Raw genomic sequence first — 14101 nt, 5'->3', positions numbered from 1 at the left:
CCATGGTTGCCGTCGCCCCGAGTTGCTGTCCAAGACCTCTTTCGGCCGTTGCGATACCCTCGAGGCATCGCCGGACCGGGAGGCACCGTGGATCTGGACCTGCGCAAGCTGCGTTACTTCGTCGCCGTCGCCGAGACGCTCCATTTCGGCCACGCCGCCGAGAAGCTGCACATCGCGCAGCCGGTACTCAGCCGGCAGATCCGCGCGCTGGAAAAGGATCTCGGCGCCTCGCTGTTCACCAGGGACAGCCACGGCGTAGCGCTGACCGACGCGGGCCGGCAACTGCTGGACGACGCCGGTCCGCTGCTCGCCTCCGCGCACGCGGTCCGCCGCCGGGTGACCATGGCCGCCCGCGGCAGCCGGCGGCTGGTGGTCGGCTTTCGGGCCGGCATCCCGGTCATCCCGGCGACGCGGGCGTTCGAGGCCCGGCATCCGGACGTGGTCGTGGACGTGCAGCGGATGGAAGGCGACGACCAGGCCCCGATGCTGCTCGACGGCCGCGTCGACGTCGGCTACGTGCGACTGCCCATCGACGAGGCCGGCCTGCGCGTCGCCCCGCTCTACACCGAGCCGCGGGTGGCGGTGCTGCCCGTCGGCCACCGGTTGGCAGGCAAGGAAGAAGTCACCGAGGCCGACCTGGCCGGCGAGCCGCTGGTCTGGGTGGCCGACACGAGCACGCAGCCCACCAGGCGCCCGCACCCCAACGCCGGATACCTGGTGCGCGGGGTGGACGAAACGCTCGAGCACGTCGCGGCCGGCCGGGGCATCTCGTTCCTGGCCCGTTCGGCGACGGTGTTCTACTCACGCCCGGATGTCGTTTACGTGCCCGTCCCGGATCTGGCGCCCGATCAGGTGTGCCTCGCGATGGCGGCATCGCAGCTCTCGCCGGTGGCCGAAGACTTCTTCGCCGCGGCTCAAGCGGCGGCCGAGATCACGGCGGAATGCGGGAACTACGAGATGTGGCAACTGGGCGGCGATGCCCATTCGAGCACCCGCTCGAGCACTTCGTAGGCTCGCGGGTGAGCGGCTGTCCCGTTAGTCCCGCCCAGAGGGACGACTGGCCCGCTTCATCGGCAGAGGCCGGCCGGCACCGCAGAAGTCCGGTCCTCGACGAACTGCCACGCCGACGAGCCGGTCTCGCCCGTCGCGGGTGACCCGGCCGGACTCCACCTGGAACACGATGAGGCAACCCGTCGAGGCGAGTCCCGGGAGGCCGACAGCCATGACCACCACCAACCGACCGAGCCGGTCCCCGCAATCCGCGGGGCCGCCACCCGCCGGCGGGAGCAGACGGGCTCGGCCGCCGGCCGCCGCGTGGATCTCCTGGGTCGCCCTCGCGCTCATGACGACCGGTTCGGTCGCGAGCCTGCGCCCCTCGCCGACGATGGCCGTGTACGGCCTGGCTGCCGTTTTCCTCTACGTAGTCCCGGCGATCGTGTTCCTGCTGCCGACCTCGCTGGTCTCCGCCGAGCTGGCTTCCGGCTGGCCCGGCGGGGTCTACAACTGGGTGGCGCTCGGGATCTCCAAGCCGGCGGGCTTCCTGGCCGTCTGGTGCCAGTTCGCGATGACGATCTTCTACTACCCGAGCCTGCTCGGGTACGTCGCCAGCACACTCGCGTACGTGTTCGACCCGGATCTGGCGACCAGCGGGTGGTGGACGGCCGCGGTGATCGTCGTCGCGTACTGGTCGGGGGTCTGGATCTCCTCCCGGGGCACCAAGGGCGTGGCCGGGCTCGCCGGCGGCGGGCTCGTCATCGGGACGCTCATCCCCGGTGCGCTGCTGGTGGTCCTCGGCCTCGTGTTCCTCGGGCGGGGCCACCCGTCCGCGGCGCCGATGTCGGCGAGCCACCTGCTGCCCGCGTGGGCCGGGCTGGCGAGCCTCGTGCTGATCGTGAACAACTTCCTGTCCTACTCGGGCATGGAGATGAACGCGGTGCACGTGTCGTCGCTGCGCAAACCGGGCAAGGAGTTCCCCCGCGCCATGTTCCTCGCGATGGGGCTCGTGCTGCTCATCTTCATCCTGCCCGCCCTCGCGATCAGCTGGGTGGTCCCGTCCGACCAGCTTTCGCTCACGGCCGGGGTGATGCAGGCCTTCGACGCCGTCTTCGCCGGCTTCGGCATCCAGTGGCTGACCCCGGTGATCGGCATCCTGCTCGTGCTGGCCTCACTCGGCGGGATGCTGACGTGGCTGGCCGGCCCGTCGAAGGGGTTGCTGCTGATCGCCCGGCAGGAGGGGTACCTGCCGCCGTTCCTCCAGCGGCTCAACGGCCGGGGCGTGCAGCAGAACATCCTCGTCGCCCAGGGCGCGGTCACCACGCTGATCGCGCTGCTCTACGCGTTCATCCCGGACGTGTCGAGCGCGTACTGGATCTTCTCGGTCATCACCACCCAGGTGTACCTGATCATGTACCTGCTGATGTTCGTCGCGGCCGTGCGACTGCGGCGCAAGTTCCCGGACCACCCGCGCGGCTTCCGCGCGCCGATGCTCGTCGGCCTGTGCGGCATCGGGTTCTGCGCGTCGCTCGCCGCGCTGTTCGTGGGATTCGTCCCGCCTTCGCAGTTCGGGTCGGGCAGCCCGTGGGTGTACCTGGGGATCGTCGCGGGCGGCGCGCTCGGGCTCGGCCTGCTGGTGCCGTTCCTGTTCTACCGCCTGCGCAAACCGTCGTGGCGGCAACCGGAGGTGAGCTCGTCATGACCACTGTGGACGAACGGTCGACCCGGACGCAGCGGATGCTCGTCTACTTGGCCGTGGGTATCGTGTTGGGCGCGCTGCTCGCGGCCGGCTACTTCGTCTCCCGGTCCGCGCGGGCGTCCGCCGAAGCGGAAGCGAAAGCCGACCGCCTCGCGGTCCGGCTCACCCAGGAGGGGGCGCGGGTGCCGTCGCGCGACCAGCTCGTCCGGTTGCTCGGCACGGACGGCGGCTCGATCTGCGCCGACCCGGAAGCGGCGCTCGCCCGGGCGAGCGGCCCCGCGGCGCTCCCCGCCCTCCCGCCGGAGACGCTGGTCCGCGTACGGCAGCTCGTCATCGACGTCTACTGTCCCGAGAAGGCCGGGTGAGCGCGATGGATCTCCGCAGCCGGGTCGAGGAACTGATGCCGCGGGCTCGCGACGAACTCGCGGACCTCGTCGCCCTGCGCTCGGTCGCGGACCCCCGGCAGTTCCCGCCCGAGGAATGCCACCGCGCCGCGATCTGGGTGGCCGACGCGTTCACCGAGGCCGGGTTCGCCACCGACCTCGCCGACACCCCGGACGGCAGCCAGGCCGTGGTCGGTTCCCGGCCGTGCGGCCGGGAGGGTGCCCCGACCGTGCTTCTCTACGCGCATTACGACGTCCAGCCGCCCTTGGCGGACGACGAGTGGCGGACACCGCCGTTCCGGCTGACCGAAGTGGACGGACGCTGGTACGGCCGCGGCGCGGCCGACTGCAAGGGCAACATCCTCATGCACCTCACCGCGCTGCGGGCCCTCGGCGACGACGTGCCGGTCGACCTCAAGCTGGTCGTCGAGGGTTCCGAGGAACAGGGCACCGGCGGGCTCGAGGCATTCGTTCCCGAGCACGCCGAGCTGCTGCGCGCCGACGCGATCCTGGTGGGCGACACCGGGAACGTCGCCGTCGGGTACCCCGCCGTGACGGTCAGCCTCCGCGGCATGGTCAACGTCGTCGTCCACGTCGAAGCACTGCCGTCCGAACTGCACTCCGGCATGTTCGGCGGCCCCGCCCCGGACGCGCTCGCCGCGCTGGTGACGGTGCTGGCCACCCTGCGCGACGACGACGGCGACACGACCGTCCACGGCCTGCCCGGCGACGGCCGCTGGTCCGGTGCCCCGTACCCGGCGGCGCAGTTCCGGGCCGACGCGGGCCTGTCCCCCGGCACCGTCCTGCTCGGCAGCGGCGAAGTGGCGGACACGCTGTGGGCGCGTCCGGCGGTGACGGTGCTCGGCATCGACTGCCCGCCGGTCGTCGGCTCCACCGCGGCGCTCGTCCCCCGCGCCCGGGCCCGGCTGAACCTGCGCATCCCGCCCGGCGTCGACCCGTACCACGCGGCGTGCGCGCTGAGCGAGCACCTGATGGCCGCCGCGCCGTGGGGCGTGGACGTCTCGGTGGAGACCGAGGCGATCGGCGAGCCGTTCCGCGCCGCCACCGGCGGCCCCGCCCACCAGGCGATGGGCCAGGCCATGGAGACCGCGTACGGCCGCCCGGCGAGCCAACTCGGCCAAGGGGGATCGATCCCGCTGTGCACCGTCCTCGCCGAAACCTACCCCGACGCCGAGATCCTGCTCATCGGCGTCGAGGAACCGCAGGCACGCATCCACGCGCCGAACGAAAGCGTCGCACCGCGGGAGATCGCGCACATGGCGCTGGCCGAGGCATTGTTCCTGCGGGACTACGGCACCGGCTCCGGCTGATGAGGTGAGGGAGGATGCCGTCCCTGCTCGTCGCGCACCACCGGCCGGGGTTCTCCCTGCGCGTCATCACCGAGGGCCAGGTCCAGGCCGGCGACCGGATCGTGCGCACCCGGGCCGGCCGCTCTGCTGCGCCCGGCCGGGAGAGGACGTCGTCCTGGACCTCTGAAGGTCATAGACCGCGCGGTGTCACCGCTCGAGGCGGGGCTGGATCACCGCTGCCGTGGTGGCCCGCGGCCCGGCCAGGCGGCGCTGGAGGTCGAGGACAGCCTTGGCCCTCGCGAATTCCACCGGCGTGAACGGCAGCGGCGGCCGGGTCACCACCACGACGCCGCCGTCGACGTCCACCAGCCGCAGCATCGTTCCGTCGATGCCTTCACCGGCCCCTTTCCCCCGGCGTCCGGCGGGTTTGCGTTCGATGCCGCACTCGCCCAGTACCGCCCGCAGCAACTGGACCAGGTCCGTTTCCTCCGCGGCCGCCATGGTCAGCACGCGGGTCGGCAGGTCGACGAACTCGTGCACGTCCGCCGGGACGACCCGCACGTCCCGGCCACCGCCCAGTTCGGTGACCGTGGCGATGTCCGCCGCGGTCGCGCCGTCCGGCGCGCGGACGAGGAACTCGTCCACCACGCCGTCCGGCACCGCGAGCACCTGCAACGAGACGATGTCGTAGCGGTGCGCCGCCAACGCGGCCGTCACCCCGGCCAAGCTCCCGGGCACGTCACGCACCGTGGCGCGCACCCGCCACGCCACCCCGGTCCGCGGCGGGTGTTCGGCCGCGGTGCCGCGCGCCCGGTTCGGTCGCGCACGGTGGGTCCACCACCGGCGCCCCGCGGCGGTGGCGACCAGGAGCCCACCCAGCGCGAACAGCATGACCGGCCCGACCCGGTTGTGGGACAACGTGCTGACGAACAGATCGGCGACCCCGGTGGCGATGAACAGCGCCGCGAGCTCGATCAGCTCACGGCTGATCGAGGTCCTCGCTCGCTTCCCGGTCTTCGGCGGTACCTCGGCTTCGGTCATGCGGCCAGCATCCGTGCCCTCGTTTACCCCCGCCCTCGCCGACCTGTCACGATTCAGTTAACCGCACACGCCGATCCGGCCCGCCCGGGCAAACCGGCTGTTACCCGCCACGTCGGGAGTTCGCCATCGCCGCACTGCGCCGGCCCCGGCGCTCAGCCACGTCTTGTGCCTGTGCCGCAGGAACGCGGGCGGCGTGACACAAAGGCCCAGGAACCGCCCGAACCGGACTTCGAGGCCGCCGTCGCACCAGGCTTGATCCGCGTGTCGGCTCGGTCCTACTCTTCAGCGTCGATGCTTGCCGAGGAGGACCCATGCGAGGCGCCGATCGTAGCCGTGGCCGCTTGGTGGTCATCTCCTGCGCACTGTCCGCCGGTCTGCTGGCCGCGACGAGCCCGGCAGCGGAGGCGGCGCCGGCATCGCCGTACTCCCCCGGTGCGCCCGGCGCCGGGGATCCGTACTTCCCCGACATGGGCAACGGCGGCTACGACGTCAGCCACTACGACATCCGGCTGGCGTTCAGCCCCGAAACCCACGCAATCGACGCGACCACGACGATTCTCGCCACGGCCACCCAGAATCTCTCCCGCTTCGACCTGGATTTCCAGGGACCGCTGACGATCAGCAGACTCTCGGTGAACGGCCTGAACGCCGGCTTCACCCGCAGCGGTGCCCAGGAACTGGTGATCACCCCGCCGTACGGCCTGCGGAAGGGCAGCCCGTTCGTCGTCTCGGTGACCTACGCCGGCGTCCCGCAGGAGATCGACGACCCCGCGCTGGGCCTCTCCGGCTGGGTCGCCACCAAGGACGGCGCGGTCGCACTCAACCAGCCGATCGGCGCGGCGACCTACTACCCGGTGAACGACACCCCCGACGACAAAGCGACCTACACCCAGACCATCACCGTCCCAACCGGACTCACTGTGCTGGCCAACGGCGAACCCGGGCCCACCACCACGCGCGATCACCAGACCACCTTCCGCTGGTCGATGAACCGGCCGCTGGCCAGTGAGCTGGCCATGCTCGCGATCGGCGACTACGACGTCACCCGCGGCGTGACGGCCGGCGGCCTGCCGAACATCACCGCGATTGGCCAGTCGATCGACACCAAACCCGGTCAGGGCAAGGTGTTCAACCAGACCACGGCGCAGATCACCCACTGGGAATCCTCGGTGTACGGGCAGTACCCGTTCGACTCGACCGGCGGCATCCTCGCCGACGTCGGCGTCGGCTATGCCCTCGAGACACAGAGCCGGCCGGTCTACGACCAGCGCACCAGCGATGTCGACGGCGACCTGCTCGCCCACGAACTCGGCCACCAGTGGTTCGGCGACAGCCTCACTCCGGTGCACTGGTCGGACATCTGGCTCAACGAAGGCTTCGCGACCTACACGGAGTGGCTCTACCAAGAGAAGTTCAACAACGTCCCCGTGCAACAGACCTTCGCGAAGACCTACGCCGACGAGAAGGACTGGAGCGGCGAAGTCGCCGACCCCGGACGTGACAACATCTTCAACGACCTGGTCTACAACCGCGGCGCGATGACCCTGCAGGCGCTACGCATGAAGATCGGCGACCGCGCCTTCTTCGCAGTGCTCACACTGTGGCCGACAGTTCACCGATACGGCAATGTGTCGACGCGGCAATTCATCCAGTTCGTCGAGCGGCTGACCAACCGCGACCTCGGCTCGTTCTTCCACACCTGGCTCTACCAGCCGGGCAAGCCGGCACTCTGACCACGCCGGACAGTGCGGACATCGTGGTCCGTCAGCGGAAGTCGCCGGCGTGGTCCACGGTCCACTGTGCGAAGGTCCGCGCGGGCCGGCCGGTGACGTCCTCGACGGTCGTGGAAACCTGCGCGGGGGTGCCGTCGCGGGCCGCCCACTGGCGCAAGAAGGTCTCCACGCCGATCGCCGGGATCGTCTTGCCCAGTTCCGCTCGCGCTTCGACCACAGAGATCACCTCGAAGCGGATCGTCCGGCCGAGGGCGTCGCCGAGGTGCTCGACCTGCCGCCGCAGCGTGAGCGACTGCGGCCCGTAGACGGTATAGGCCTGTCGCCGGTGACCCGGCCGGGTCAGCGCGGTCACCGCCAGCGCGGCCATGTCCTTCTCGTGGACCGGAGCGGTCTGCGCATCCGGATACGGGTTCCGCACGACACCCTCGTCCCGGATCGGCCGCTGCCACCACCACAGCGTGTTGGTGGCGAACATCCCCGGGCGGACGAACGTCCAGTCGATGCCGGACCGCTCGATGGCCGATTCGACGGTCCGGTGCTGCCGGGCGATCGGATTGCGTTCCGCGTCCGGGACCACGACCGCCGCCGACGACAGCAGTACGACGTGCCGGACGCCCGCGTCCGCGGCGGCGTCGACGAAACCCTCGACACCGTCGGGTTTGGCGTAGAGGAACACCTTCTCGGCACCCTCCAGCGCGGCGCGCAGGGTTTCGGGACGCTCAAGATCGGCCGCGACGACCTCCACACCCGGCGGCAGGCCCGCAGCATCGGGTGTCCGGCTGGTCGCCCGGACCTTCTCGCCCGCCGCGAGCAGACCACTGACGACGTGACGACCCACGTTCCCCCTGGCCCCGAAGACGACCGCGACCATGTCCGGCTCCTCCCTCAATCCCCGGCTGCGCCGAGCAGCTTGATCAGTTGGTCGTGCAGCCAACGCCGGACCGCCGGAGACAACGGATCGTCGCCCAGCAGACCCCTGACGAACTGCGGCAGGGCGATCGGCGAGAAGACCACCGCATAGGTGACCAGCAGCGCGAACCGCGGGTCGATGTCACCGGTGACCTCGCCGGCGTCCCGGCGCTCACGGATCCGCTGCACGCCCTTCGCCAGCCTGTCCCGCTGGGCCTGCGCGTAGCGTTCGCCCTCCTCGGCGTCGGCGAAGGGGCAGTCGCCCAGCGCCTGCCAGACCACCAACCGGGCCCAGTCGGGGCGGTCGAGCGTCGCGTCGAGATGGGCGGCGACCGAAGCGCCGAACGAGGCATCGGGGGCGGCGACGGACGCCTCGATCTCCTGCCAACGGCGGCGGAGCTCCTCCAGCAGGCCCTGCTTGCCGCCGAAGTAGTACGAGATGAGCTGCGGGTTCACGCCCGCGCGCGCGGCGATTCCGGCGGTGCGCGCGCCGGCGTAGCCCTTTGCTCCGAACTCGGCCATGGCGGCGTCGAGAATCCGCTCCCGGGTCTGCTCCGCCGCCCGGCCGCGATCTTCCGGCCGTGGCGCCCTCCGTGCCGACATGACCGTCACTGTAGTCAGTCAATCAGTTGGATGACAAGCGTCAATCACACGGTTGACGCCTCGGGAACTGATGATGAGCTGCCCGGTGACCGCTCAGTCGTCACCGCCGCTTTCGGCTTCCTCGGCGCGTTCGCGGTTGCGCTGCTGCCGCTCCCGCTCGCGGCGGCTGTAGGTCGCCGGCGGACGCGTTCCTCGTCTTCGAGGCTCGAGCCCACCGCCCCGGCGACGATGCCCACCGAAGTCGCGAGCCACACCAGCTTGAGGTACGGGGCCGGGCCCGCCGGATGACCGAGGACCTGCGCGAAGTAGGTGCCTTCGATCAGCACGATCGACGCCAGCAGTGCCAGCCCGAAAAGGATGGCAGGAGCAGCCGCAGCCGGCCACGCACGCCCACCAAGGCCAGGTGCTCATCGGCGGCGCCGCGGCCGCGGATGTGCCGCGTCGGCGCCACCAGCTCCCGCAGCCGGTCGCGGAACCGCCGCGGCGGATCGGCCGCCTTCGCCGAGCGGTGCGCCACCAGGTGCCGGACCAGGTGCACGATCAGCCGGGACACCCGGCCACGCAGCCGCAGCGCACCCAGCGCCGGCAGCGACACCATCGCCACACCGTGGCCGACGTTGTAGTCCGACGCGATCGGGACCGTGCCGGCCCGCCGCGGGAGGTCGGTGATCAGCACCAGGAGGTCCCATTCGTGCTCCGCCCGGCGCTCCTGCGCCAGGTCCAGCATCGGGATGTTGCCGTCCTCGTCCAGCGGCAGCGACCGCGTCTCGTGCTCGACCTGCCAGGTCGTCCCATCACCGAGGTCGCGGGCCAGGTGCCCGGGCAGGCCGTCCACGATTCTCCCGGCGAGCTGCCGAGGGAATCCCTCATCGGTCACCAAGCCCACCACGAGGGCCTCCGGCACGCGCTGAGCAGTCATGCTCGGGCCTTTCCCCTGATCTCGAGGGTCAAGATCTCCGGGTGCCCGATGCGTCCACGGGCAAACGGCCGGGTGGCCACTCATTCCGATCCGCGTGTCCCCGTAGCCGCCGCGCTCCGCACTCCGTAGGTTCGATAGTGACGAGGAGGTCCGGGATGAGTCACCTGGTGCGATTCGCCGACGGAACCGGCACCATCCGGGTCGGCGTGCTCACCGATGAACAGCTGCGGCCGCTCGCGGTGGCGTCGATGAGTGACCTGCTACGCCGCCCCGTGGCGGAGATCCGCGAGCTGGCCGAGGCCGCCGGGGAGCCCGTGTCCGCGGCCGGGGTCCGCCTGCTGCCGCCGCTGGACGGGCGGATGGAGGTGTGGGCCGCCGGGGTGACGTACCTGCGGTCCGAGGAGGCCCGCCGGGAGGAGAGCGCCGACGAGGACGTCTACGCGCGGGTGTACCGCGCGGATCGACCGGAGCTGTTCTTCAAGTCGTCCGCGTGGCGTGTGGTCACCGACGGCGAGCCGATCGCCATCCGCGCCGATTCCGCCAACAACGTGCCGGAGCCGGAACTCGGCCTGCTGCTGACCGGTGCCGGGGAGATCGCCGGGTACGTGGTGGTCGACGACGTCAGCTCCCGCAGCATCGAAGGCGAGAACCCGCTGTACCTCCCGCAGGCCAAGATCTACACCGGTTCGTGCGCGGTGTCGGCGCGGGTGCGGCCGGCGTGGGAGGTGCCGGACCGGCTGTCGCTCGATCTCCGCATGCGCATCCTGCGCGACGGTCACGAGGTGTTCGCCGGCGAAGCCAGTACCGCCCAGCTGAACCGCGAACCGGCCGAACTGGTCGAATACCTGTGGCGGGACAACGACTTCCCCGACGGCGCCGTGCTCTCCACGGGCACGTCCATCGTGCCGGGACTCGACCTCGGGCTGCGGCCGGGAGACGTCGTCGAGATCGAGATCGGCGAGGTCGGATCACTGCACTCCCCCGTGGTACTGGGCGCGGACGAGGTACGCCGGGTGCTCGCCGCGCGCTGAGGGTCCTTGGCGCCCGGGGTCGGCGTGTTGTCGGCGCGCCGGGATTTGATCTGGGCGGCCAGGACGGTGGCTTCCTCTGGCGGGCCACGGCCGAACTGACCAATGTGGACACGGAAGTGACGAGGTGAAAGCCAACGCACTGCCAAGCCGCAGCGAGGAAATTCGGGTACAGCAGGCCTGGCCGGCTCAGTACGATCGCGGCACCGCGGCAAGGGAGCCCCACCCCACCTCCACGGCCGCGTCATCGGGATCACCCGCATCGGCCAGGACATCTGCGTCATCATCTTCACCGCACTCGCCGGCACCACCGCCACCCTGATCGGAGAACGGGCGGCCGGGCACTTCTCATGCCATCTTGATGACAACCTTGCCCGCACTGTGACCGTTCTCGACGGTGGCGAGGGCGGCCGGGGCGTCGGAGAGCGGATGGACCGCGGTGATCACGGGTGCGAGGACTCCGTCGAGCGCCAGCCGGGCGGCCCGTTCCAGGTTCGCGCGGTCGAGGCGACGCTCGACGAGACGCCCACCGAGATCGGGCACGGACATATCACCCACCGAGATGATGGTGCGGGGCTCCTTGGCCAGCGGAGCGACCGTCCGCAGCGAGGTGCCGCCGGCCAGGTCGACGATCCCGGCGAAGCCGTCCGGAACCAGCTCGCGTGCCGCGGCGACGACGTCCTCGGCGGTGTAGTCGATGAACCGCACTCCGATGGCTTCGGCGTGCTCGCGCTTGGCGGTACTCCCGGTGCCGATCACCCGCAGCTCGCGCGCGGCGGCCAGCCGGGCGACGGCGAGGCCGACCCCGCCCCCGACCCCGTTGACCAGGATCGTGGCACCGGCCGGGAGGCCGAGCTGGTCGAGCGCGTCCACCGCGGTCGTCCCGGCCACCGGCAGCGTTGCCGCCACGGTCGCGGACAGGCCCGCCGGGATGCGCGCGGTGTTGGGCGCGGACAGCACCGTCGTCTCGGCGTAGGTGCCGTCACCGGTGAGCGCGAAGCCGAAGACCGCGTCACCCACCTCGAGCCCGTCGACGTCCTCGCCCAGGGCGAGAACGGTTCCCGCTGCCTCCATGCCCAGCACGCGGGGAAACGGCCGCCCGCCGTCGAGCCCGGGGACCGGACCCGAGCGCAGGACGTGATCGAGGGGGTTCACGCCGGCGACGGCGACCCGGATCAGCACCTCGCCGCGACCGGGGACGGGATCGGGACGATCGAAGAACTCCTGCACCTCGGGCCCGCCGTGCTTCCCGAAACCCCACGCCTGTCCCATTCTCTGCCGCCTTCCGGATGACCGGCCCGGTGCTTCCGGGCGCTGTCGCCATCCTCACCGCTCACATCGATGTCAGGGGCAAGCGGCTGAGGCGCAGGTCACAGCATCAGGCCGACCGCGCCACCGGTTCCGGTGTCGTGGACAGCTTCGCCTGGTGCCGGCGGTTGGCCTTGATCAGCACGTCGAGCGCATCCCGGGTCTCGATCAGGTGCGCGATGCCGGCGTCGATCCGGTCGCGCTCGCGCGTCATCGCCGTGAACGTCTCCTCGGCGATGCCCAGGTCGCCGGGGACGTCCACGCACGGCAGCACCGTCGCGATCACCCGGCTGGACATACCGGCGTCGAACAGCTGCCGGATGAGCGAGACGCGCTGGACCTCGGCGTCGGAATAGTGACGCTGCCCCGCGTCGGAGCGTGAGCTGGTCAGCAGGCCCTGCTCTTCGTAGTACCGCAGTGAGCGCGGACTCACGCCCGTGCGCTTGGACAGCTCGCCTATCCGCATCCTGGCGAGCCTACGCCCGCGTGGTCCAGGTTCAGCCCGCCGATCAGGTTTTCGCGCCGCGCCCGTCTGTACGTCTGAGAGCGACTCACGAGAGGCTGGCACGATGCGGAAACTGATCTTCGGCATGAACGTGACCCTGGACGGCTACATCGCCGCGCCCGGCGACGACATCGGCTGGGGCGGGCCTCCGAGCGACGAGCTGTTCCAGTGGTGGCTCGACCGGGAGCGGGCGAGCGAGCTGACGCTGTACGGGCGCAAGCTGTGGGAGACGATGAGCTCCTACTGGCCGACCGGCGACCAGCAGCCCGACGTCACCCCGGCGCAGATCGAGTTCGCGCGGAACTGGCGGGACACGCCGAAGGTGGTGTTCTCCTCGACGATCGACAAGGTCGGCTGGAACACGCGCCTGGTCACCGGCGACGCGGTCGCCGAGATCACCCGGCTCAAGGCCGGGGACGGCGGCCCGATGGGCATCGGCGGCGCGACGCTCGCCGGGGCGGCCATGCGGGCCGGGCTGATCGACGAGTACGCCCTGGCCACCTACCCGGTCCTGGTGGGCGGTGGCACGCCGTTCTTCACGGCGCTGGACGGCTGGGTGAACCTGAACCTCGTCGAGACGCGGACGTTTCCCGGCGGCGTGGTGCTGACCCGATACGAGACGAGGCGATGAGCACGGGTGATCACAGTGTCAGGGGCAGGTCCAGCCAGGGTTTGCCGGTGGCGTCGAATCCGGTGAGCTCGGCTATCTTCCCGTCGACGATGTGCAGGACCGCGATGGCGAACAGCCGGTACTGCGGGTCGTCGGGAGTGCGGAGGTACAGCACGGCGGCGGGCATGCGGTTGACGGTCGTGGTGATACCGCGCCAGTCGTCGTGGCCGTGCTGGAAGAGCCCACCGGAGAGCCAGCCGTCCACCGCCTCCTCGGCCGTCGTGGTCACGGTGCCCGGATCGGGCAGCATCGCGAAGCGCAGGTCGTCGCGCAGCAGGGACATCAGCCCGTCGAGGTCGTTGCGCTCATGGGCGTCGATGTACGACCTCACCGCGCCGCGCTCGTCGCTCGACAGCTCGTGAGTGGCGGAGCTCCGCCAGTCGAGGCGGCGGCCGGGCAGCTGCTCGCGCATCGTCACGCGCGCCCGCTGCAGTGCGCTGGTCACCGACGCGACGGTCAGCTCGAGGGCGTCGGCGGCCTTCGACGCCGGCCAGCCGAGGACGTCGCGCAGGATGAAGACCGCCCGCTGCCGCGGCGGCAGGTGCTGGACGGCGACGATGAACGCCAGCTCGATCGTCTCCCGCGCCACCACCGATTCCTGCGGGTCCTCCGGGAGCATCCGGTCGGGGTACGGCTGCAGGTAGCTCAGTTCCGAGCCCGCCCCCGGCAGCTCGGCAGGCACGGGTGTGCGGTCGTTGCGCTTGTCCAGGAAGTCGAGGCAGACGTTCGTCGCGATCCGGTACAGCCAGGTCCGCAGCGCGGCGCGGCCCTCGAACGACTCCCGCTTGTGCCACGCCCGCAGGAACGTCTCCTGCGTCATGTCCTGGGCGTCCTCGTAGTTCGCGAGCATCCGGTAGCAGTGCACCTGCAGCTCACGCCGGTAACGCTCCGTGATGAGTGCGAACCGCGCTGTATCGCCTGAGCGGACCACCGTGATGAACGTGGCCTCGTCGGCGCCCAGCGGTCTGGCGTCGGTCATGGTCGTCAATCCTTCCACCGG

At 70.9% G+C, this 14101-nt stretch carries 15 protein-coding genes; 7 read left to right on the top strand and 8 right to left on the bottom strand.

The features are described from left to right. Window positions 1-87 precede the first annotated feature (87 nt). From A3CE_RS0142965 to A3CE_RS0142950, 4 genes are all read left to right on the top strand, one after another. The gene (locus tag A3CE_RS0142965; protein WP_020646300.1) at window positions 88-1011 is read left to right on the top strand and encodes a LysR family transcriptional regulator; all 924 of its coding nucleotides are present in this window, start codon (window positions 88-90) and stop codon (window positions 1009-1011) included. 169 nt (window positions 1012-1180) lie between these two features. Beyond that, window positions 1181-2695, top strand: coding sequence for a glutamate/gamma-aminobutyrate antiporter GadC (gene gadC, locus A3CE_RS0142960; protein WP_312024820.1), 1515 nt, complete (start codon window positions 1181-1183; stop codon window positions 2693-2695). Beyond that, window positions 2692-3057, top strand: a complete 366-nt coding sequence (locus tag A3CE_RS0142955) for a hypothetical protein (RefSeq protein WP_020646297.1) — start codon at window positions 2692-2694, stop codon at window positions 3055-3057. The genes gadC and A3CE_RS0142955 overlap by 4 nt, the downstream gene beginning before the upstream one ends. A gap of 5 nt (window positions 3058-3062) precedes the next feature. Further along, the gene (locus A3CE_RS0142950; protein WP_043793070.1) at window positions 3063-4406 is read left to right on the top strand and encodes a dipeptidase; all 1344 of its coding nucleotides are present in this window, start codon (window positions 3063-3065) and stop codon (window positions 4404-4406) included. Between the two features lie 186 nt (window positions 4407-4592). Here the strand turns inward: A3CE_RS0142950 and A3CE_RS0142945 are convergent, their stop codons facing one another. Further along, window positions 4593-5426, bottom strand: a complete 834-nt coding sequence (locus tag A3CE_RS0142945) for an ACT domain-containing protein (RefSeq protein WP_020646295.1) — start codon at window positions 5424-5426, stop codon at window positions 4593-4595. A 311-nt stretch (window positions 5427-5737) separates the two neighbouring features. Here A3CE_RS0142945 and A3CE_RS0142940 point away from each other — a divergent pair, with 311 nt between their 5' ends. Beyond that, a complete protein-coding gene (locus A3CE_RS0142940; RefSeq protein ID WP_245589684.1) occupies window positions 5738-7159 on the top strand; it encodes a M1 family metallopeptidase in 1422 nt (473 codons plus the stop codon). Window positions 7160-7190: 31 nt separating this feature from the next. Here the strand turns inward: A3CE_RS0142940 and A3CE_RS0142935 are convergent, their stop codons facing one another. From A3CE_RS0142935 to A3CE_RS52510, 4 genes are read right to left on the bottom strand one after another with little or no spacing between them, the layout of a single operon-like run. Next, on the bottom strand, window positions 7191-8030 hold the full coding sequence (locus A3CE_RS0142935; protein ID WP_020646293.1) for an NAD(P)H-binding protein: 840 nt from the start codon (window positions 8028-8030) through the stop codon (window positions 7191-7193). Window positions 8031-8044: 14 nt separating this feature from the next. After that, entirely contained in the window at window positions 8045-8671 is a 627-nt protein-coding gene (locus A3CE_RS0142930) for a TetR/AcrR family transcriptional regulator (protein ID WP_026469406.1), read from the bottom strand. A 44-nt stretch (window positions 8672-8715) separates the two neighbouring features. After that, window positions 8716-8997 carry a hypothetical protein gene (locus A3CE_RS59040; RefSeq protein WP_245589683.1) on the bottom strand — a complete coding sequence of 94 codons (282 nt, stop codon included), beginning with the start codon at window positions 8995-8997 and terminating at the stop codon, window positions 8716-8718. Further along, a complete protein-coding gene (locus tag A3CE_RS52510) occupies window positions 8991-9590 on the bottom strand; it encodes a hypothetical protein (RefSeq protein WP_245589682.1) in 600 nt (199 codons plus the stop codon). Before A3CE_RS52510 ends, A3CE_RS59040 begins: the two co-directional genes overlap by 7 nt. Window positions 9591-9745: 155 nt before the next feature. On the opposite strand from A3CE_RS52510, the gene A3CE_RS0142920 reads away from it, so the two are divergent. Beyond that, the gene (locus tag A3CE_RS0142920) at window positions 9746-10621 is read left to right on the top strand and encodes a fumarylacetoacetate hydrolase family protein (RefSeq protein ID WP_020646291.1); all 876 of its coding nucleotides are present in this window, start codon (window positions 9746-9748) and stop codon (window positions 10619-10621) included. 345 nt (window positions 10622-10966) lie between these two features. Here A3CE_RS0142920 and A3CE_RS0142915 read toward each other — a convergent pair whose 3' ends face one another. Together A3CE_RS0142915 and A3CE_RS0142910 are read right to left on the bottom strand one after the other, a co-directional pair. Next, the gene (locus A3CE_RS0142915) at window positions 10967-11890 is read right to left on the bottom strand and encodes an NADP-dependent oxidoreductase (protein ID WP_020646290.1); all 924 of its coding nucleotides are present in this window, start codon (window positions 11888-11890) and stop codon (window positions 10967-10969) included. 106 nt (window positions 11891-11996) lie between these two features. Then, window positions 11997-12392: a MerR family transcriptional regulator gene (locus A3CE_RS0142910; protein ID WP_026469405.1), complete on the bottom strand. Its 396-nt coding sequence runs from the start codon at window positions 12390-12392 to the stop codon at window positions 11997-11999. A 103-nt stretch (window positions 12393-12495) separates the two neighbouring features. On the opposite strand from A3CE_RS0142910, the gene A3CE_RS0142905 reads away from it, so the two are divergent. After that, window positions 12496-13062 (top strand): dihydrofolate reductase family protein, encoded by a 567-nt coding sequence (locus A3CE_RS0142905; RefSeq protein WP_020646288.1) that lies wholly within the window; start codon window positions 12496-12498, stop codon window positions 13060-13062. 10 nt (window positions 13063-13072) lie between these two features. Here the strand turns inward: A3CE_RS0142905 and A3CE_RS0142900 are convergent, their stop codons facing one another. Next, complete coding sequence (locus tag A3CE_RS0142900) at window positions 13073-14080, bottom strand: RNA polymerase subunit sigma-70 (RefSeq protein ID WP_020646287.1); 1008 nt, start codon at window positions 14078-14080, stop codon at window positions 13073-13075. Window positions 14081-14101: the final 21 nt, after the last annotated feature.

Origin of the sequence: Amycolatopsis balhimycina FH 1894 (assembly GCF_000384295.1) — a bacterium.
GTDB lineage: Bacteria > Actinomycetota > Actinomycetes > Mycobacteriales > Pseudonocardiaceae > Amycolatopsis > Amycolatopsis balhimycina.
Note: the sequence above shows the minus strand (reverse complement) of the source record. Positions and strands in the feature narration are given on the sequence as shown.

Excerpts from the sequence above, each read along its gene's own strand:
- gadC (WP_312024820.1), top strand. The coding sequence starts at position 1,181 with ATGAGGCAACCCGTCGAGGCGAGTCCCGGGAGGCCGACAGCCATGACC.
- A3CE_RS0142955 (WP_020646297.1), top strand. The coding sequence starts at position 2,692 with ATGACCACTGTGGACGAACGGTCGACCCGGACGCAGCGGATGCTCGTC.
- A3CE_RS0142950 (WP_043793070.1), top strand. The coding sequence starts at position 3,063 with ATGGATCTCCGCAGCCGGGTCGAGGAACTGATGCCGCGGGCTCGCGAC.
- A3CE_RS0142945 (WP_020646295.1), bottom strand. The coding sequence starts at position 5,426 with ATGACCGAAGCCGAGGTACCGCCGAAGACCGGGAAGCGAGCGAGGACC.
- A3CE_RS0142940 (WP_245589684.1), top strand. The coding sequence starts at position 5,738 with ATGCGAGGCGCCGATCGTAGCCGTGGCCGCTTGGTGGTCATCTCCTGC.
- A3CE_RS0142935 (WP_020646293.1), bottom strand. The coding sequence starts at position 8,030 with ATGGTCGCGGTCGTCTTCGGGGCCAGGGGGAACGTGGGTCGTCACGTC.
- A3CE_RS0142930 (WP_026469406.1), bottom strand. The coding sequence starts at position 8,671 with ATGTCGGCACGGAGGGCGCCACGGCCGGAAGATCGCGGCCGGGCGGCG.
- A3CE_RS52510 (WP_245589682.1), bottom strand. The coding sequence starts at position 9,590 with ATGACTGCTCAGCGCGTGCCGGAGGCCCTCGTGGTGGGCTTGGTGACC.
- A3CE_RS0142920 (WP_020646291.1), top strand. The coding sequence starts at position 9,746 with ATGAGTCACCTGGTGCGATTCGCCGACGGAACCGGCACCATCCGGGTC.
- A3CE_RS0142915 (WP_020646290.1), bottom strand. The coding sequence starts at position 11,890 with ATGGGACAGGCGTGGGGTTTCGGGAAGCACGGCGGGCCCGAGGTGCAG.
- A3CE_RS0142910 (WP_026469405.1), bottom strand. The coding sequence starts at position 12,392 with ATGCGGATAGGCGAGCTGTCCAAGCGCACGGGCGTGAGTCCGCGCTCA.
- A3CE_RS0142905 (WP_020646288.1), top strand. The coding sequence starts at position 12,496 with ATGCGGAAACTGATCTTCGGCATGAACGTGACCCTGGACGGCTACATC.
- A3CE_RS0142900 (WP_020646287.1), bottom strand. The coding sequence starts at position 14,080 with ATGACCGACGCCAGACCGCTGGGCGCCGACGAGGCCACGTTCATCACG.